The 19,039-nt window shown below is 63.3% G+C and carries 13 protein-coding genes; 8 read left to right on the top strand and 5 right to left on the bottom strand.

The window, feature by feature from the left end; all coding sequences use genetic code 11:
* Positions 1–118 precede the first annotated feature (118 nt).
* The gene (locus tag BH682_RS27730) at positions 119–1,447 is read left to right on the top strand and encodes a diacylglycerol/lipid kinase family protein (protein ID WP_075834794.1); all 1,329 of its coding nucleotides are present in this window, start codon (positions 119–121) and stop codon (positions 1,445–1,447) included.
* On the opposite strand, the gene BH682_RS27725 is transcribed toward BH682_RS27730, so the two are convergent.
* The 3 genes from BH682_RS27725 to BH682_RS27715 all read right to left on the bottom strand — a co-directional run bounded on the left by BH682_RS27725 (position 1,428) and on the right by BH682_RS27715 (position 7,849).
* A complete protein-coding gene (locus BH682_RS27725; RefSeq protein WP_042922891.1) occupies positions 1,428–2,813 on the bottom strand; it encodes an FAD-binding oxidoreductase in 1,386 nt (461 codons plus the stop codon). The two genes, BH682_RS27730 and BH682_RS27725, sit on opposite strands and share 20 nt — an antisense overlap.
* Before the next feature lie 118 nt (positions 2,814–2,931).
* A complete protein-coding gene (locus BH682_RS27720) occupies positions 2,932–6,327 on the bottom strand; it encodes a BTAD domain-containing putative transcriptional regulator (protein ID WP_083954727.1) in 3,396 nt (1,131 codons plus the stop codon).
* A gap of 76 nt (positions 6,328–6,403) precedes the next feature.
* Positions 6,404–7,849, bottom strand: a complete 1,446-nt coding sequence (locus tag BH682_RS27715; protein WP_083954726.1) for an MFS transporter — start codon at positions 7,847–7,849, stop codon at positions 6,404–6,406.
* A gap of 173 nt (positions 7,850–8,022) precedes the next feature.
* Here BH682_RS27715 and BH682_RS27710 point away from each other — a divergent pair, with 173 nt between their 5' ends.
* The 4 genes from BH682_RS27710 to BH682_RS27695 all read left to right on the top strand — a co-directional run bounded on the left by BH682_RS27710 (position 8,023) and on the right by BH682_RS27695 (position 12,725).
* Positions 8,023–8,682 (top strand): response regulator, encoded by a 660-nt coding sequence (locus BH682_RS27710; protein WP_058038412.1) that lies wholly within the window; start codon positions 8,023–8,025, stop codon positions 8,680–8,682.
* Entirely contained in the window at positions 8,679–10,373 is a 1,695-nt protein-coding gene (locus tag BH682_RS27705) for a two-component system, sensor protein (RefSeq protein WP_075834792.1), read from the top strand. Before BH682_RS27710 ends, BH682_RS27705 begins: the two co-directional genes overlap by 4 nt.
* A 74-nt stretch (positions 10,374–10,447) precedes the next feature.
* Positions 10,448–11,125, top strand: coding sequence for a GAP family protein (locus BH682_RS27700; protein ID WP_064113576.1), 678 nt, complete (start codon positions 10,448–10,450; stop codon positions 11,123–11,125).
* A 25-nt stretch (positions 11,126–11,150) separates the two neighbouring features.
* The gene (locus BH682_RS27695; protein ID WP_030536200.1) at positions 11,151–12,725 is read left to right on the top strand and encodes a carboxylesterase/lipase family protein; all 1,575 of its coding nucleotides are present in this window, start codon (positions 11,151–11,153) and stop codon (positions 12,723–12,725) included.
* A gap of 4 nt (positions 12,726–12,729) precedes the next feature.
* On the opposite strand, the gene BH682_RS27690 is transcribed toward BH682_RS27695, so the two are convergent.
* Positions 12,730–14,688 (bottom strand): AfsR/SARP family transcriptional regulator, encoded by a 1,959-nt coding sequence (locus tag BH682_RS27690; RefSeq protein ID WP_075834790.1) that lies wholly within the window; start codon positions 14,686–14,688, stop codon positions 12,730–12,732.
* A gap of 98 nt (positions 14,689–14,786) precedes the next feature.
* Here BH682_RS27690 and BH682_RS27685 point away from each other — a divergent pair, with 98 nt between their 5' ends.
* Complete coding sequence (locus BH682_RS27685) at positions 14,787–15,665, top strand: alpha/beta fold hydrolase (protein WP_003942926.1); 879 nt, start codon at positions 14,787–14,789, stop codon at positions 15,663–15,665.
* Positions 15,666–15,736: 71 nt separating this feature from the next.
* Entirely contained in the window at positions 15,737–16,222 is a 486-nt protein-coding gene (locus tag BH682_RS27680; protein WP_042922885.1) for a hypothetical protein, read from the top strand.
* Positions 16,223–16,255: 33 nt separating this feature from the next.
* Here the strand turns inward: BH682_RS27680 and BH682_RS27675 are convergent, their stop codons facing one another.
* On the bottom strand, positions 16,256–17,233 hold the full coding sequence (locus tag BH682_RS27675) for an ABC transporter substrate-binding protein (protein WP_075834789.1): 978 nt from the start codon (positions 17,231–17,233) through the stop codon (positions 16,256–16,258).
* Between the two features lie 244 nt (positions 17,234–17,477).
* On the opposite strand from BH682_RS27675, the gene BH682_RS27670 reads away from it, so the two are divergent.
* Positions 17,478–19,031: an MBL fold metallo-hydrolase gene (locus BH682_RS27670; protein WP_003942885.1), complete on the top strand. Its 1,554-nt coding sequence runs from the start codon at positions 17,478–17,480 to the stop codon at positions 19,029–19,031.
* The last annotated feature ends 8 nt before the right edge of the window (positions 19,032–19,039 follow it).

Here is a 19,039-nt window from a genome sequence, read left to right as displayed (position 1 = left end):
GTGTCGTCATAAAATAGCAGTGCGCGATCGCGAGATTCTTGCCGGTAGGTGACTGGCCTGCTTCGAAGGGATAGCGTCGAAGTACCGGTCGAAATGACAATCGCGGGGAGGTGGCTCGATGACGACCTCTGCCCACACGGATCGGCCCTCGTCGAAACAGAGTTGGTTGGCGCGCGCAGCCTTCGCGGCCCTGGTTCTTGCAGTCGCGGTGCTCCTGATCTTCGCCGGACTGAAAACCTTGACCATGCTGATCCTGGGAATCGGTGGGGTGGTCGTGTGCGTCGTGGCCGTGTACTGGTTTCTGACGACCCGCGGATTCCTCCGCTGGCTCTCGTTGGCCGTGGCGGTTCTGACGCCGATCGTGGTGCTCACCTTCCTGGTCCGAGAACGACTCCTGTGGGTGGTGCTGCTCGCGATCGGGTTGTTCGTCGTAGCCGGTATCTGCGCTCGCACCGCCTTGGCGGGGGAGGAGAAGGAATTGCCGGTTGTCGAGCGACCGGCACCGCCGCCCGTCAAGCCGTTCTTCGTGATGAACCCGAACTCCGGTGGTGGCAAGGTCGAGAAGTTCGACTTGAAACGCAAGGCCGAGGAACGGGGGGCCACGGTCGCACTGCTCGAGGGGCCCGAGAAGATCGACGTGACGGCCTTGGCCAGGCAGGCGGTCGCGGACGGCGCCGACCTACTCGGTGTGGCCGGTGGCGACGGAACACAGGCACTGGTTGCTGCTGTCGCGGCCGAAAACGACCTGCCCTTCCTCGTCGTCAGCGCGGGAACGCGCAACCACTTCGCCGCGGATCTGGGGCTCGATCTCGAGGATCCATCTCGGTGCCTCGACGCGCTCGTCGACGGCGTCGAGGTCACGGTGGATCTGGGAAATGTCGGCGGTCGAACTTTCGTCAACAACGCATCGTTCGGGGCGTACGCCGAGGTAGTCCAGAGTCCGGAGTACCGCGATGCCAAGACCAGCACCTTCTTGCAGATGCTCCCGGATCTCCTCGCCGGACGTGCCGGAGCGGTGCTGACCGCGCGCTCCCCGAGCGTGTCCGCGGTGGGTCCACAGGCTGTGCTGGTCAGCAACGGCCCGTACGAGATGAACGACCTGGCGGGGCTCGGTCATCGGCCGCGATTGGACAGGGGCACTCTCGGAATCGTCGCGATCTCCGTCAGCAGTGCCCGTCAGGCCATCGGGTTGCTCCATAGGGCGCATCAACACGGTCTGGCTCAGGGCACCGGATTCGAGGTGATCGTCGACGCCGACACCGACGAGATTCCGGTCGGCGTCGACGGCGAGGCGCTGGTGATGCCAACTCCGGTCAGGTGCACGGTCAGTCCGCAGGCGCTGAGGGTCAGAGTCCCCCGAGATCGACCGGGTATCCGTCGCCCCCGGCACGCCTGGGATCTGGTCCGGTTGCGAGAGTTGGCGAAGTTCAGGAGATCCGGCGCATGACCTGACCGACGGCCAGGACTCCCTGCGGATCATGCGTGTCCGCCAAAGCGCTCAGCCAGTGAGCGGTGTCCTCGTCGTAGGTGCGGGCGATCTTCTCCGGGTCGACGCTCGGCGCGAAGTTGGGCAGTGCATGCCCGTTCGTCCATGGCGCCATCGTTCGTCCGAGAGTCTCGGCGTGCGGGACTACCGCGTCGACCATCGGTGGGGCAAGAACTCCGACGGTGAACAGCGAGAAGGCAGCGTCCCGATGGCAGAAGGCGCTGCGGTGCTCAGGTTCCCGTGCGAGGGCGCCCCCGAGGAGACGTAATTCGACGACGGTTTGGGGTGAACCGGATCCGGGGCCGGCAGCGGCGAGCAGTGCGTCGACGGCCTCGTGTGACAGCTCGTTGGTCAATGCCGTGGATTCGTGCGTCGGCATCGGGTCGACGGGATCGGCGTGCACTGCCCCGAGGGCGGCATAAGGCAGCACACCGACTGCGTCGATCAAGGGTGTTGCGATTGAACGGATTCGGTCGATCAGTGACTTGGCATCGGATTCCTCGGCAAGACTTGCGAATCTGACCGCGACGGTGAGCCTGCCGGCCAGCGGTGGCGGAACCTGTGGAAGGGGTGGAAGTTGCAGAAAGGCAAGAGAGGTCGAGCTGTGCTCAGGCAGGTCGGCGCCCCAGTCCAGCCAGGCGTGCGCGACCGCGCTTGCATCTGCGCCGTCGAAATAGAGTGCACCGCCGTAGAAGTGGGTGACCGGTAGTAGGTCGATCTCGATGGCTGTGACAATGCCCAGTGTGGCCTTGCCGCCGCGTAGCCCCCAGAACAATTCGGCATGTTCGTCGGGGGTGACATGAATGAGTTCGCCACTGCCGGTGACGATGTCGAACGAACGAACGTGATCCGACGAGAGCCCGTACGTGCGCACCATCGGGCCGATGCCGGCGCCGGTGAGGAAGCCGGCGACTCCGACCGTGGGTGAAGAACCTGCCAGTGGCGCCAAGCCGTGGGGTGCGGCAGCGTCGATGACGTCCTGCCAGATCAAGCCCGCGCCGATTCGGGCAGTGCGGTTTTCGGGGTCGACGACGCACTCCGTGAGCCTGCCGGTGTGGACGAGGAGAACGTCACTGCCGAGAGGGACCGCGCCGTGGCCGGTGCGCTGAACACCGACGCGCAGACCCAACTTCGCCGCAAATCGCACCGTTGCGACAATGTCTTGCGCGCTCTCGACTGCCACCACAGCGCCAGGCGCGACGGGAACCGCTGCATTCCACGGAATCGCCAACTCGTATCCCGTTTCGCCAGGCAGGGAAACGGAGCCGGTCACCTCTGCGCGCAGTGATTCGACCGCGGCGTCGAGCGTGGGGGTCTGAAGGTTCATGGTCTTCCTTTCCTCATCCGTCTTTCGGTCAAGGGAAGGATGTCCGAACAGGCTTGGGTGGTTCTTGACGTATGTATCCCGAGCGGATCCAAGTTTTATCCAAGCGCATTCTCGCAGTTCAGGGCCATGTCGATCGCGCTCGTTCAGCTACGCCCCGCATGCCGAGTGTCTCCGATTCGGCCGCCACTTCCGTCAGCTCCCGTTCACGTTCGGCGGACGGCTCTCGGAGCTGCGCCCGAAGCAGTCGACAGCGCAGCAGTGTTGGTGCTCCGCCGGAGCCAGTTGCGATCTTCTCGGCCTGATCCAGGAGAGTCGATGCCTGCTCGACGTGACCGAGAAGCGCGTGCAGACGCGCGGAGGCTTCGGCAACCGAGCCCAGTTCACCGACATGGCCTACCGTTGCGATGCAGCCGGTGTGTGGCGAGAGAAGGCCGATGAAGGTGTCGGCGTATTCGACCAGTTCCAGATCTGCCACGACGCGTGCAAGTAGTGTCTGGTGTCCCAATGTCGTCCACGTCTGTGGCCCGCGATTGATCAGCCACTTCTTGATGCCTTCGGAAGTGGCGTCGCGCTCGCCTCGGGCGGCGTCGATGGCGATGTTCCACGAATCAGGTTCCACGACACCGGGATCAGATTCTGCCAACGCACCTCGCTCCCACTCCAGAGTGTTGAACGCCAGATCTGCGCTGCCAGCCGTGTACAACTCCGTTTGCAGATGGATCTGCCTGGCCGTCTCGTACTGCCGGCGGGCTTGCGCGAAGTCTCCGTACCATTCGGCGAGAGTTGCTTCCATCCAACGTAATTGGACCCGAACCACCGGGAGTCTCAGTAGCTCGCAGCCGATGATCCCCTGCCTGACGTGTTTGACGGCAGCATCGACATTGGCCAGATTCATCTCCGTCATGCTCGCGACGGCGTGTGCGACGACGCTGTCGACACGCGATTGTTGGTGCGGCAGTTCGAAAAGCTCGCGCAGTAGGCGCATGGACTCCGCGCTGTGCACCGCGACTCCGGAGAAAAGCAGAATCCGTCCGAGCAGCGCGTCCGCGATCACATCCGAATCGTCGAGTTCGCGGGCGATGTCGAGAGCACGGGCGCTCCATCGATTCGGGATCTCGGCTTCGGGGTGGTAGCAACTTCCCACCGCCAGCGCAGCAAGAACCCGTGCGTGAGCTGACCTGTCGTTCTCGACCAAGGGCTCGACCGCCGCGAGCCGTTCGAGCAGTGGTCCCGGATCGGTACCGTAGGAAACCCACGGCCACGCACCGGCGGCCCGAAGTAATGCGCCTGCCAATCGTCCGACGGCGGAGGTTCGCCCCTCCCGAACAGCCTCGAGGAGACCGGCATTGACGACGTCGAGAACTGTCTGCCCTCGACCTGCGCGGGCGAGGGCCTCGACTCTGGCCACCAGCAGGTCGTCCCGATCGTCAGCGGATTGCTGGGACACCGGAAGTAAGTCGAACGCGCGGACAGCTGCCTCCCACCACTCGGCCGCGGTCTCCGAACTCCACCGATCGGTCGCATCCTGAGCTGCAGCCGTGCATGCCTCCAGAACGACGAGTGGATCGACCAGGGGAAGTGCCGACATCAGATGTTGCGCGCGGCGGCTCAGCCGGTCCGGATCGGAGGAATTTTCGAGCACTTCGGCAACTCGGGCATGTATCCGCTGGCGACGAAGCGTGGGTATCGCTTCGAGGACTTCGTCTCGGAGAAGGCCGTGAGCAAAGACGTAACCGCCGTTTGCCGAGTCCGCGACGATGATTCGATCATCAGCAGCCGCGTCGAGATGGTCGGCGAGAGTGTCGACATCGAGACGGGTGGCTGCGGCCAGTGTGTACACCTCGATGGCGTCGCCGATAACTGCGGCAACCCGAAGAGCGTGCAACACTGCCGGTTCCACTGCAGCAAGCCGTCGACCGAGGACAGATCGAACGGCGACGGGGATGCCGTCGCCCAGTCGCTCGTTCCGGGGAAGCCTGGCGTACTCCGAGACGAACAGCGGGTTGCCGCCGGTTCGTTCCGCCAGGGTTCGCGCCTCCGCGTCGTCGAGCGTGTCCCCGGAGACGCACCTTGCGAGTGTTGCAACCTCGCCCTGCGCGAGCGCCGGCACAATCATGGTTCGGTTTCCTTCGCCGTGGAGTACGGCTTCTTCGAACTTGCGCACTGCCGACCCGACTTCCGAGTCTCGGAGCGTCGACACGAACCAGACTCTGGCACTGGTCATTGCGCCGACCAGGTAGGTCAGGCAACGAAGGGACGTGGGATCGGCCCATTGAATGTCGTCGATGACGACGGTCAACAGTGCATCTTTCGCCGCAGCTTCGATGGTGGTGCGAACCCGTTCGTAGACGGCAAATCTCGCTTCGTCCGGATCGATGTCCGTCGGCGGCGTCAGTACGAAATCGGCGTCGGCTCCGAGTTCCCGAACCAGTCGGCGGATCGGCCACCACGGCGGCGTTCCGTCGTCCTCCGGGCAACGTGCCCAGACGGTGGCTCCTCGAATGGACGTTGTTCTCGACGAACACTCCTCGGCGAATCGTGTCTTGCCGATGCCGGCGGGGCCGGTCAAGATCAACCAGCGAGGTGAGCCACGGCGAACGTCGTCGAGCATCTTGTCGGCGACAATCGTCTGAGCGTCGCGCCCGACGAACAAGCGTGAGGAATCCGTCTCGGGCATCGCTGCTACGGCTGGGGGAGAAGCCGGGACCGACACTTGTTCGGCCCCCGTCCATCCCGGAGTGCGCGGCCAGGCGGCCAGGCCGGGTTCGTGGCGCAGGATCGCGCCTTGCAATGCTGTCAGCTCCCCGCCGGGCTCCAGTCCCAGCTCGGCGTCGAGCCGAGACGCGTGTAATCGAAACTGTTCCAACGCTTCCGGTGACCTGCCCGCCCGATGCAGGGCAACCATTCGCAGCCAGCAGGTCCGGTCGCGGAACGGGTACTCGCTACAGAGTTGAGCAGCTTCGACCAGCGCGGGTGCCAGGCGCCCGAGAGCCAGAAGCGCCGTTATCCGGGTCTCCCGGCACTCGGTCCGCACTTCCTCGAAGGCTGCGGCTTCCACCTCCACCCAGTGCGCGTCGTTCAGGTCGTCCAGAAGCTGCCCCCGGACCGAGGCGAGGGCACGGTCAGCGGTCGTCAAAGCCTCCTGCCACCGTTCGTTCTCAGCGTGTTGTCGCGCCGTTTCGGCGTCGTCGAGAAACACCGACAGATCGACGTCTGCCGGAGCGACCTCGAGGACATAGCCCGGCGATTGACGCACTATCGGTGACGCCGTACCGGTTTCGACGCGTAGCGCTCGGCGCAGGTTGGAGATATACGCCTGGATGCTTGCCATCGCACTCGCCGGTGCGTCGTCGTGCCAGAGAGCATCGATCAGCCGGTCGGTGGAGACGACGCGACCACGGTTGAGCAGTAGAACGGCAAGGACCGTTCGTTGTTTTCGAGGGCCCAGATCGATCACGTCGCTCGTCGCCGGACCCCGTGCGACCTCCAACGGCCCGAGCAGTCGATAGATCATCCGTTTCCCCTCGTACCTGCGGACGCAGGACGGTTCGATTCTAAGGAGCGAAATTCATACATGCAGGACAAAACGGTCAACTAGTTCTCGTCAACATCTGCTCGGATTCCTCGGAGAGAGTCTGGTTGACGCTGGTAGTGCGCAGCGTCGCCGCACAGACCAACGCACCGAGAGCTGCGATGAAGGCTGCGACAAACAGTGCCAACCGAAGTCCACCGACAAAGTCGTCCGGTGGTCCGCCGGGCAGCATCGACTGCGCCGGAAGGAAGGCGCCGAGCACGGCAACCCCGACTGCGATGCCGGTCTGCCGGAACGCGTCGTTGATCCCTGCGGCCAATCCGGAATGGTTCGAAGTGCTTTCGCCCAGAACCAACCCACTCATGACGGGGTTGAACACCCCGGCCCCCACGCACGCGACAACAAATCCGGGAAGTATCGCGTACGGCGAACTGGTCACGTCGACGACGGTCATCATGACCAGCCCCACCGAGACGAGTAGAAGCGAGCACGTCAACGAGACCGAGACGGGGATGCGCCCGTCCAATTTCGCGGTGGCGCCCGCGACGACGAACATCGCTATCGTCGCCGGTAGATACACCAGGCCGGCGTCCACGGGAGACAGATGCAGCACGTTCTGCAGGTAGATGGTCGTGTAGACGAACACCGCGAACAGGGAGGCGGAGATCGAGAACGCTGCGATCTGCGCTCCGGCGAAGGCCCGATTGGCGAGCAGATGTGGGGGCAGCATGGGCTCGGTGGTACGAAGCTCGTGCAGGGAGAAACCGATCATGGCGGCCGCGGCGATCACCGCGGCGATCATCGGCTGCGGCTCGAACCACCCATCCTCGTTACCGCGTAACAAACCGAACACCAGAGCTGCCAGGCCGGTGGACACCAGAATCTGCCCGGGCACGTCCGCGCGGCGAGGCCGAGGATCGCGTGACTCGGGAACCCACCGCACCGTCATCGCCAGTGTGATCAACCCGATCGGAACGTTGATCAAAAAGATTGCGCGCCAATCCAACAACTCGGTGAGCAACCCGCCCACCAGTGGGCCGACGGCAAACGCGCCCCCGATCGTGGCGCCGTATGCAGCCAGAGCAGTCGCGCGCTGGGGACCCTTCTCGAACACGTCCGCCAGCAAGGCAAGTGAGCAGGCGAAGAGTACGGCACCGCCGATACCCTGAGCGGCCCGCGCGAGGTCGAGCACCCAGATGTTCGGCGCCAGAGCGCAGAACAGAGATGCCGTGGTGAACCACAGAATGCCGATGACGAAAACATGGCGTCGACCCCGTCGGTCTGCCCACGATCCGGCGCTGAGAACGACCGTCGCCAATGCCAGCGTGTACGCGTCGATCACCCATTGCAGGGCGCTGACTCCGGTATCGAGATCGGATGCGATCGACGGCAGGGCGGTGTTGACGACGGCGATGTCGAGCATGAGCATTGCGGTGCTCACGCATACTGCCAGCAGAGTGGCTCGTCTTACTGCGGTGTTCTTCGGGGTGATCGGTGCGGTCATGGCCCGTCCTGATGGTCGAAGGGGTGTGGACTCGGAACACCCTGCGCCCCGACGCTTGGGACATATCGGGCGAAATGCTTGGAACCCGCATGGTTGATAACTGCCGTGTTACTCGGAATCCGTCACCACCTGCTCGGTCGAATACGCACTCTCCCAACGGTTAATCTCTGGTCATGGAGACCAGCCAGTGGGTGCGACGGGTGTTGGTGGTGGAAGACCAACCACTGATGCGTGCGCTCGTCGGTGACACGCTCACACACGCCGGGTTCGTGGTCCATACGGCCGGATCGGCGGTCGAAGCGCTCACGGAGTTCGACGGATTCGATCCTGACCTCTTGGTCACGGACATCGACCTTGGCGTGCGGCCGAACGGCGTCGATCTCGCGAACATCGTCACCGTGAAGGCTCCGCATTGCGCGATCGTGTTCCTGACGAACTACCCCAACGCATCGACAGCGCCAGGTTCTGCGGGTGTGCCGCCGAAATCGCTGTTCGTGGACAAGGCGGCTGTCCAGTCGGCGGATCAGTTGATCGGCGTAGTGGAGGCCGCGTTGACGGAAACCGAGCCACCGGCGCTCGGGAGTGATCCGGACTCCGCCTTGTCGAGCCTCACCAGATCACAGCTCGATCTTCTGCGTTACATCTCGCTCGGGTGGTCGAACAGCGCAATCGCAGCGCATCGTGGGTCCTCGATCCGAGGTGTGGAGAAGCTCATCGCGCGCACTCTCGAGAGCCTGGGATTGACGCACGATTCGTCCACCAATCCGCGAGTGCTTGCTGCGAGTATCTTCATCCGCCATTTCGGTGTGCCCGAAGTGACCGACTCGGTGTGAACCCGCGCGAGTGGTGGCTTCGACTCGGTGATCGGAACATCGTCACCAAGTGGTCCTGGATTCTGACGCTGCCGTTCGCGGTGACCGTGATGGCCAACTACTACCTGTGTACCGGGGTGCGCGAAGTAGGCGTGATGGCAGTCGGCGCCTTCGCGACCCACTGCGTTGTCGGGGTGATGCTGCTGATGGCGAGGGCTGTTCTTGCAGCACACCGATCGCAGCTCGCAGCCCTGGCCCTGTTCGCAGTGATCGGCGCGATCCGCCCGTTCGTCCTCGACGCGATCACCCGCGCGCTCGAACTCCCCGTCGACCCCAGACCGATGCTCGTCCGGGTGGCACTCAACGTCGCGTGCAGCGTTGTCTTCTTGTCGTTGACCGCCGTACTGGTAAGCGCTCTCCGTGACCGCCTCGCGCTGCAACGGAGTTTGAAGGTTGCCGGGGCCGCCGTCCAACTCCAACAGACCCGGGATCGATTCCGCCTCGGCCAAACCCGTGCGCAGTGTCGGCGAGAGCTCGAGCGCAGTATCGAGACGGTCATGCACGCGGTTGCTGAAACGGAACTCGAGGGAGTGCGAGGAGCAGCTCTCTTGAAGCGAATCTCCGACGACGTGGTTCGCCCGATGAGTCATCGACTGTTCCGGGAGATTCCCCCGATCGAATCACCGACGCCGACTGTGCGGCTGACGGCGAGAGATCGACTGATCGGCGTCGTACGCAGCGTTGAACCGGCGCCACTGTACGTACCGGTGTTCGCGTACACGGCACTGGTGACCGTCTACCTGCTCACGACTTACGGCGTGACGTTCACGGCGGTCCAGCTCGGCGTCGATTTCTGGCTCTTCGTCGGTGGCAATGCGTGCGCTCGCCGAGTTGTCAGCAGCGGAGACGGCCCTCTGAGACGGATCGCGACTCTTTCTGCGGTGTACTGCTCGAGTGCGCTGATCAGCAGTACCGCGACGTGGCTGCTCCTGACGGTGTTCGGCCGTACCCCGACTTTCTATTTCTCGTCGATGGCCGTCTACCCGTTGGTTGCGCTGTCCGTCTGCCTGATCAGGGCTGCGGATACGCAGCGTCAGGACGAGGAGCGTCAACTCCGCAGTGCCCTGAGCCGGCAAGCGCTCGATGCAGCTCGTATCCATGCCGAGCTCATGCACACCCGACGTGGACTGGCCAGGTTGTTGCACTCGTCGGTGCAGGGCGAACTCGTAGCGGCCGCATGGTCTTCGGGCGCCGTTGCCGGTCGCCCAGTCGATGTTGCGGCAACCATTGCCCACATTCTCGACGGCTTGGAAAGCGACCTGTCTGCGTCATCCGATCAGCCGGCTGACTCCGATGCCCGAAAGCGTATCGATGATCTTGTCACGGTGTGGCGCTACGCAATTCCGGTCGTCAGTCACGTCGACGACGAAGTCTGGGCGGTGATCGGTTCCGGCTCCGCTCGGCTCGACAGCGTGGTGGAGATCCTGTCGGAGGGACTGACCAACGCCGTGAAACACGGTGCAGGAGGGCCCGTCTTCCTCGAGGTGACACTCGCCGATGCTCGGGCGGTAGTAGTGCGGATCAGTTCGCCGGGTCGGCTGCCGGTGGCACGGGACTCAGGGATCGGGCTTGAATCGCTCGCCGGTACGGTAACGTCCCTCGAACTTGTCGAAGAGGAAGACCGGGTGGTCCTCACAGCCGTGCTTCTGTGACACCGTGAGTGGCGATGTCGTGGAGGCCGAACGTTTCGCCAATGGCCGGATTGGCCGCTTGTACGGTCGCAGAAATGGAATCGATTACTGCGCAGCTCATCCCACTCGCCACCGGCGTCGTCATCAGCCCGATTCCTCTGGTTGCGATCATCGCGATCCTACTGTCCACTCGGGCGAAGGCAAATGCATTCGCGTACACCGCGAGCATCGTGCTGGCCGCGACAGCGATCACAGCAGCGACGGCACTTTCGACCACCGGAGTGGAATCGAAGTCCAGCGGCAGCGCGCATACCGTCCAGACGGTGTTCGCCGTCGTGTTCACTGTCGGTTTTCTGGCGCTCGCATACTCGAGTTGGCGTAGCCGTCCGAAAGACGATGCCGAGCCGGCGATGCCGTCGTGGCTGGCGCAGATCGACTCGATGCAACCGGCCAAAGCCGCGGTCCTGGGACTGTTGTTGACCGTACCCAACGCGAAGAACCTGCCGCTCGAACTCAAGGCAGGTTCGATCATCGGTGGCGGGCACCTCGGCTGGGTATCAGTGATCGCGTACTCCGTCCTGTTCGCGGTAGGGGCGTCCATCGCTTTGATCGTGCTGTCAGCATTGGCTGCCGTGCCCTCGGCGAAGGTGACCGATGCACTGAGCGCCACCAAAAGCACTCTGATCCGCCACAATGCGGCAATCATGACCGTTTTGTTCCTGATGCTGGCAGCATTGGAACTCTCGCACGTTGTCGAAGCCCTGTCGAAGTAGCAACTTGTTTTCGAGGAGAAATCGAATGACGATCACACCCAGCGAAGCGCCGGTAGTCGAGACAACGTACGGGCCGGTTCGAGGATCGACGGAAGGCTCGGTGTCGAGTTGGAAGGGGATTCGTTACGCGGCACCTCCGGTCGGTCCGCTGCGATTTCGCGCGCCGGTTCCGCCGAAGCCATGGACCGAGGTCCAGGACGCAACAGAATTCGGGCCGTGTGAGCCGCAAAGTCGACTCGCGATGATCCCGCTCGGTGAGAACGTTCCGATGGACGAAGACTGCCTGTTCCTCAACGTGTGGGCACCGGGCCCCGTCGGTTCTGATGCGCCGGGTAAACCGGTGATGGTCTGGATTCACGGCGGAGCGTATTTCCGCGGAGCGTCCAGCCAACCACTTTTCGACGCAACCACATTGGCTGAGAACGGCGACGTTGTCGTCGTCTCGATCAACTACCGCATCGGTGTGTTCGGCTTCGTCGATTTCTCGTCCTTCAATTCGAGTGAACATACCTTCGAGCCCAATGTCGCTCTCCGCGACATGATTGCAGCGCTGCAATGGGTTCAAGGCAACATCGCGGCTTTCGGTGGCGATCCCGACAAAGTGACGTTGTTCGGCGAGTCGGCAGGTGGCGGCGCGGTGACGACGCTGATGACCGTCCCGTCCGCTCGCGGCCTGTTTCATCGCGCTATTGCCGAAAGTTCGCCCGCCACTTCGGTGTACGGTAGTGAACGTGGTGAGATCGTCGCGAAGCTGTTTCTCGAGATCTTCAGCGGCGGAAGCGATCTGGGTCTGTTGCGGTCCACGTCTGCCGAAGACTTGATCGGGCCGTCAGACGAACTGTTTGCTCGCGTCCCCCAGGAGACGCCTGGCACTTTGGCGTTCGCGCCGATCGTCGACGGTGATCTGCTCCCTGACTACCCGGTGCGCGCGTTCCGTCACGGCAATGCACACCCGATTCCGCTGATCATCGGAACCAACAAGGACGAATCTTCGCTCTTCCGGATGATGAAGTCGCCGTTGATGCCGATCGATCCCGTCGTGATCACGTCGATGTTCGCGGAGATCGCCGACGAGCATCCAGGACTCGAGCTACCGGATCATTCTCAAATCGAAGGCGCGTATTCGGGACTGTCCAAGCTGGGCGCCGGTCTCGGTTTGACCCGTGATTTCGGATTCCGGCTGCCTACGTTGTGGATCGCCGAGGCGCACAGCAAGGTTGCGCCGACGTGGTTGTATCGCTTCGACTACGCGCCGCCGATGCTCAAGGCGCTGAAGATCGGTGCGACCCACGGCACCGAACTTGCCTACGTCTTCGGCAACATCAACCACGGGGCACGAGACATTACCTACAAGTTGGGTGGCTTGAGCGCGGCGCGTCATGTCTCTGAGCGCATGCAGGCGAGGTGGTTGGACTTTGCCAGAGCTGCAGGCGATTACGACGCCGGGGACGATCGCGAACTGGGTGCGGACCCGGGGTGGCCCACTTACGACACCGACACACGCTCGACACTGTTGATCGACAAACGCGATGCGGTCGTCGCTGATCTCGACCGCGAGATCCGGGAGGCGTGGGGTGAGACGGTGATTGCATTCACCTGACGGTTCAGCCCTGCTCCAATTCGGCCAGGTAGTGCGAGACGGGTCCCACGGCGAGCATTCCGCTTCCGGCGCCGGCTATTTCGGCGGCGGCAGGTAGGAGCGCCGCTCGCGCACGCTCCTTGACTCGACGGTCGCCGACTGCAGTCGCCGCTGCGGCAGTCAAGCACCACAGTGCCTCGGAGAGTAGGTCTTCGGGCGGGTCCGGCAATGCCTCGACGGCCTTCGCTGCTTCGTTCGTCTGCCCCTGTGCGATGAGCAGGTGTGGCCGGGCCCAGGGTTCGTACGGGCCCCACTGCGTGGTCGGGTCGAAAATCGCCGGCAGTCCCCGCCATACGCGGAGGGCGAGAATTGCGAGAGGGAGTATGCCGTCCGCGAGACCCGGCATGCCGGCATCGGAAAGATTGACCGCCGCAGCTTCGTACAGCTTCTCGCAGTGCGCGGCCTCCGCGCCGGCAGCGGCAGTACGCATAGCGCGAAACCAGGTGGTGAACACCGCTGCCAATGGGCGTTCGTGACGTCCGGCCAATCGATCAACCGTCTCGGCATGTAGCTCGGCTGCATCGAATTGCCCAAGGGCGCTGAGGGCTTGCATGCGGATCAGATGGCCGAGGATCTCGAAGGTAGCCAGGCCGTGTCGAATGGCGAGGTCGACCAGTTCACGGCCGATGTCGTCGCGCTCGGAGGCCAGACCGGTAGTCCAGAACGTCTGCATGAACAATCCGTTCAGAGCGAAGGCCAGGAGCCCTGGATCGTCGAGAGCGCGACCGATCTGTACTGCGGCACGGGCACATTCGAGACCGTGATGACCGGGCAGTCCGCGCGATTCGAGTGCGATTGTCGCCAACAGTCTCGCCCGAGCGGGTTCGTTGCCGGCCGGAAGTCGATCGAGAGTGCGCTGAGCGGCCTCGACGATCTGCGTAGCCTGCCGATGATCGTCGGATCGCGTCCAGATCCCGGGCACGTCGTAATTGCCGATGATCCGCGCGGTGAGTTCGACATCGTCCAATTGTTCAGCGGCGCCGATGATTGTCAGTCGTTGGTTTCGGGCAGTCTCGAGTCCGCTTCCGCCCGCAACTGCCAAACTTCGGAGGAGGCCGACGGTTGACTCCAATCTCGATTTCGATCCTGCCGCTACGGTCCGGTCGTACGCTGCCGAAACCTGACTGAAGATCTGTTCTGCCCCTACAGGATCCAGGCGGGTTTCCCGGCGGAGAATGTCGGACTCGAGGTCGTTCAGTCGTGGACCAGGGTCGATGCCCAACTCTTCGGCGAGTAACTTCCGTGCGCGACGTAGGACTGCCAGAGCATCGCCTTGACGATCGGACCGGTACAGCGCCAGAGCGAGTAGTCGCCAACCCTCCTCACGCCAAGGGTGTTCCGTCACGTGGGCATCCAGATCGGGAATCGCTTCGGCAGCTCGCCCGAGATCGAGCTGCGCGGATGCCAAGCGTTCGACGGCAGCCAGACGCAGTTCCTCCAAGCGTGATCGCTCCGTTCGGGCCCAAGGCTCGTCGGCGAACTCCGCGTAGGCCGGCCCTCTCCACAGCTGCAGCGCGGTTCGGAGCAGTTCGAGTGATTTTGCCGGCGTCGAATCCGCGGCTTCACGCACCAGTCTTTCGAATTCCCAAGCGTCGACCGCGTCGGGTGCTGCATGAAAGGCGTAACCGGGCCCTTCGGTGACAATGACTTTCGGCTTCTTTCGCGGCGCGCGATCCGGTTCGAGCGCACGCCTCAAAGCGGAAACGAACGTACGTATTGCGCTGGTAGCGCCGGACGGAGGATCGACCCAGAGGTCGTCGACAATCACGTCCACGGGAACAACACGTCCGCGGGCGACGACGAGACGAGCGAGGACCGCTCGGTGTCGTGGACCCTTCAGATCGATCTGGTGTGAAGACTCGTTCCACGCGACCACGGGTCCGAGCACTCCGAAAGCCGGGGCTTCAAATGTGTGGTCTCGCATTTCCCCACGCTATCGCGCTCATCGAACGCTCATCGACTGCGGCGAAGCTGATTGCCATCACCCCGACCTGCCATCACCCCGACTAACGAGAGCGACCGATGACTATCACCATTCCAGGCTTCGACTACCAGCAGATTTCCACAGCAGACGGAGTGCGGCTCAACGTCGCGGTCGGCGGAAGCGGAACACCACTCGTCCTCCTGCACGGCTTCCCTCAGACTCACCTCATGTGGCGTCACGTAGCCACTGCCTTGGCGTCGGATCACACCGTCATCTGCCCGGATCTACGCGGATACGGAGCCAGCGACAAACCGGTCGAGGAAAACCCGGACACCTACTCCAAACGAACAATGGCTGCCGACATCGTCGAGGTGGCCAGGAAATTGGGACACGAGAAGTTTGCCCTCGTCGGCCACGATCGTGGCGCACTGGTTGCCGTCAGAGCGGGGCTGGATCATCCGGATGTGATCACGCAACTCGGCTCGCTGGACGTGCTCCCCACCCTGGATATGTGGGACATCCTGCATGGATCGAATGCTGCTGTGGCGTTCCATCTCTATCTCATGGCTCAGCCACCTGGTCTTCCCGAGCAGATGATCAGCGCCAGCGCCGATGCGTTCTTCGAGTACTTTCTCGACGTGTGGACGCAGAACCGCGAAGCGATTCCGGTAGACGTGCGGGCGGAATACCTGCGCGCCTCACGGGAGGCGGTGCCGTCGATCGTTGCCGATTACCGGGCGTCGGCAGGCATCGACATCGAACACGATCAGTCCGATCGGGAGGCGGGCAACCAACTGCACATGCCGGTCACGGTCATTCAGCAGGACTGGGGCTCGATGCTCGGCTACGACGCCGAGGCCCTGTGGAAAGCGTGGGCGCCCGATCTCGAGCACCGCACGCTGTCCGCAGGTCACTTCATGGCAGAAGAGGCGCCTGCCGAAGTGGTCGAGGCGATCCGGACCCTACTCGAGAGGTAGTTTTGACGCTTCTCGGCTGTCGAGGTACTGGCGAGCGCATCACGTGCGTCGCGAATGGACGAGGGGGATCGATGGGTTTCTCGCTGCACTTCATGCGGGTGACGAAGGACGTGCAACTCGATGTTGATCGGGCGGCGGTCGCCGCTTTCCTCGATCAGCACGGGCTGCGCGTGGTCGAGAGCCCGTACGGAGGCGAGATCGTCGACCGTGACGACAGGGCATTGACGATCGACGGGGCCTTCTCCGACCTTCATCTCGACTCGCTCGAGCAGAGCGATCCACTCAGTGGTGGAATCTTCCACGCGACGCTGTCGCCTGCCGAGTGCGCGTTCGTCTACGACCTCTGCGCGGCCGCTGGGTTCCTGATCGTCAACCCTCAGGGTGACCCGACGTTTCTCGTTCCCCAGCGCAATCACGAGCCCGACGACGTTTCCGAGTTGGAGGACGTCGTCTGGGTCGACAGCGCCGAGGAACTGGCGCGGGCGCTCACCGGTGGTTTCCAAGCGTTCCGCGAGTTTCGGGACCGCGTGACAGGACGAGCCGCCGGTGCCGAATGATCGGGGCCCCGTCGGGTCGACGAAGGTCGGGTTCTACCGCTTGACCCCGGCCGCCAAGTCGTCGACGAGAACCTTGGCGGTCAAGGCGTATCCCGCGGCCTTGTAGTAGTCGAAGGGAATCACTCGACCAGCCTGCGCGGCGGGCAGACGCTGCCACGTCGGCGAGGTGTACACGCTGCCGGAGGCGCTGCGATCCAAGGCGAAGATGACGTCGGCTTCTTCGAGACGGTTGAACTGCTCCGATCCGAGCATCACGCGAAGGTCGGGGCCTTCACGGAGCACCTCGAATCCCAGGTCCTCGGCGACGGCGGTGCGGAAATCGTTCTGGAACCACGCGATCTGATCCTCCGCGGCGGCGACGAAGGCAACCTTCTTGCCGGCCATCAGCGGTTCGACGGTCGGGCGGACCTGAGCTACATGGGCGTCGTACTCGGCGAGTACTTCTTCGGCGCGATCGCTGCGCCCGATGCCGGTGAGGAAGTCCGACATGACCTTCCGCCATTCCGGGGTGAAGTCCTTGCCGACGGGCAGGACCGGTGCGATCTGCTGCATCCGGTCGTTGCCGTACGACCCGGTGTCCCACCAGCCTGCGCTGAGGACGAGAAGGTCTGCGCCGAGGGTCGAGATGTATTCGAAGTTGGGATCGGAAGCACCTTCGGCGAAGATCTCGACACCCGTGGCATCCGGGACCTCACGGCGCAGGTGTTCGGCGGCGCCGGTCGGGTAGGCGGTCACCGGGTATCCGGCGAGGATCGACAATTCGAGGCCGTCCCGTGGATCGAGGGCAACGACGTTCTGCGGGTCCGTCGGAATGATCAGCTTCTCGTCGCCGCGCGTGAACTCGAAGGTCTCCGCGTTGTCGGGCGTCGAACTTTCCGTGCTGCTGCAGGCGGCGAGTAACGCGGCCGCAGCGACGCCCGCGCCGACGCCGAAGAAACCGCGTCGCGTCAGGTTGTCCACGATCGCCCAGTAGTCGCGATCGGTCGTGGAGGGAGAAAGGAGTCGAGTCATGCTTGTTAGGTTAGCCTTAGGGGCTGTCTTCGGGAATGCTGAAACAGCTCCCGCGAACGCCAAGAAATACGGCGAACACGCCAGCACAGAGAGTGTTGTCCGCGTCACCGGCAGGTCTGATTCACAACCCACTTTCGACCTCTGACGTGCATGACGTCACAACCGGCCGCCTCCTCGATCGCGATTTGGCCCTGATCGCGCCGACTATGCTGAGTTGACCAGCAGTACGATTTCGGAGGTTGCAATGCAGATCACCAGCGTCGGCCACGCAGGATTTCACATCCAGACCGAGGCCGGATCCATCCTGTGTGATCCATGGGTGACCCCGACGTATTTTGCGTCCTGGGTGCCGTTCCCCGACAACACAGAGTTGGACTGGGACGCGCTGGGCAACTGCGACTACCTTTACGTCTCGCACCTGCACAAGGACCACTTCGATCCGAAGAATCTGATCGCGCACGTCAACAAGGACGCCACAGTCCTGCTCCCCGATTACCCGGTGCCGGACCTCAAGCGTGAACTCGAGAAGCTCGGCTTCCACAAGTTCTTCGAGACGGAAGACTCCGTCAAGCACACCGTCAGCGGTCCCAAGGGCGATCTCGACATCATGATCATCGCTCTGCGCGCTCCCGCGGACGGTCCGATCGGTGACTCGGGCCTCGTCGTCTCGGACGGGGAAACCACCTGTTTCAACATGAACGACGCCAGGCCCGTCGATCTGGACCCGCTGACCGACGCCTTCGGGAAGGTCGACATCCATCTGCTGCAGTACTCGGGCGCGATCTGGTACCCGATGGTCTACGACATCCCGAAGGGCACCAAGCGCAACTTCGGCAAGCAGAAGCGTCAGCGCGGCATGGACCGCTGCCGCAACTACATCTCCCAGGTCGACGCTGCCTGGGTTGTTCCGTCGGCCGGCCCGCCGGTCTTCCTCGACGACGACCTGCGTTACCTCAACGACGATCACGGCGACGAGGGAAACATCTTCCCCGACCAGATCACGTTCCTCGAGCAGATGCGCATCAACGGCAACGATCGTGGTCTGCTGATGATCCCCGGCTCGGCCGTCGAACTTCGCGGAAGCGAGAAGGTCGCGCTGACGCATCCCATCCCGGACGCAGACGTCGACAAGATCTTCTCCAACAAGGCCGAGTACATCGAGAAGATGGCGCAGAAGATGGCACCGGTCATCGCCGCGCAGAAGGCCACGTGGGCTCCGGCCGAAGGCGAGCCGCTGCTCGACGGTCTCAAGGCCAAGTTCGAGCCGATCATGGCTCAGTCCGATCTGATCTGCGACGGAATCGGCTACCCCGTCGGACTCGTGATGGGAGAGGAGACGGTCGTCCTCGACTTCCCGAAGCGGATCGTTCGTGAGCCCATCGACGGAGAAGGTAAGTACCGCTACGGCTTCCGCATCGCTCCCGAACTGGTTCGCACCGTTCTGCGTGACGACGAGCCCGACTGGGTCAACACCATCTTCCTGTCGACACGCTTCACGGCGTGGCGCATCGGTGGGTACAACGAATTTCTCTACACGTTCTTCAAGTGCCTCACCGACGAGCGCATCGCATACGCCGACGGCTGGTTCGCCGAGGCCCACGACGACAGCGCGTCTATCGAGTTGGGCGGGTACGAGATTCAGCGTCGTTGCCCCCACCTCAAGGCGGACCTGTCGAAGTTCGGTGTCGTCGACGGCACCAACCTCACCTGCGATCTGCACGGCTGGCAGTGGGATCTCGAGACCGGCCGCTGCAAGACGTCCAAGGGCCACGAGCTGCGCACCAGCAAGCTGAGCTGAACCGAGCT

This window comes from Rhodococcus sp. YL-1 (assembly GCF_001942025.1).
Classification (GTDB): Bacteria; Actinomycetota; Actinomycetes; order Mycobacteriales; family Mycobacteriaceae; genus Rhodococcus_F; species Rhodococcus_F qingshengii.
Note: the sequence above shows the minus strand (reverse complement) of the source record. Positions and strands in the feature narration are given on the sequence as shown.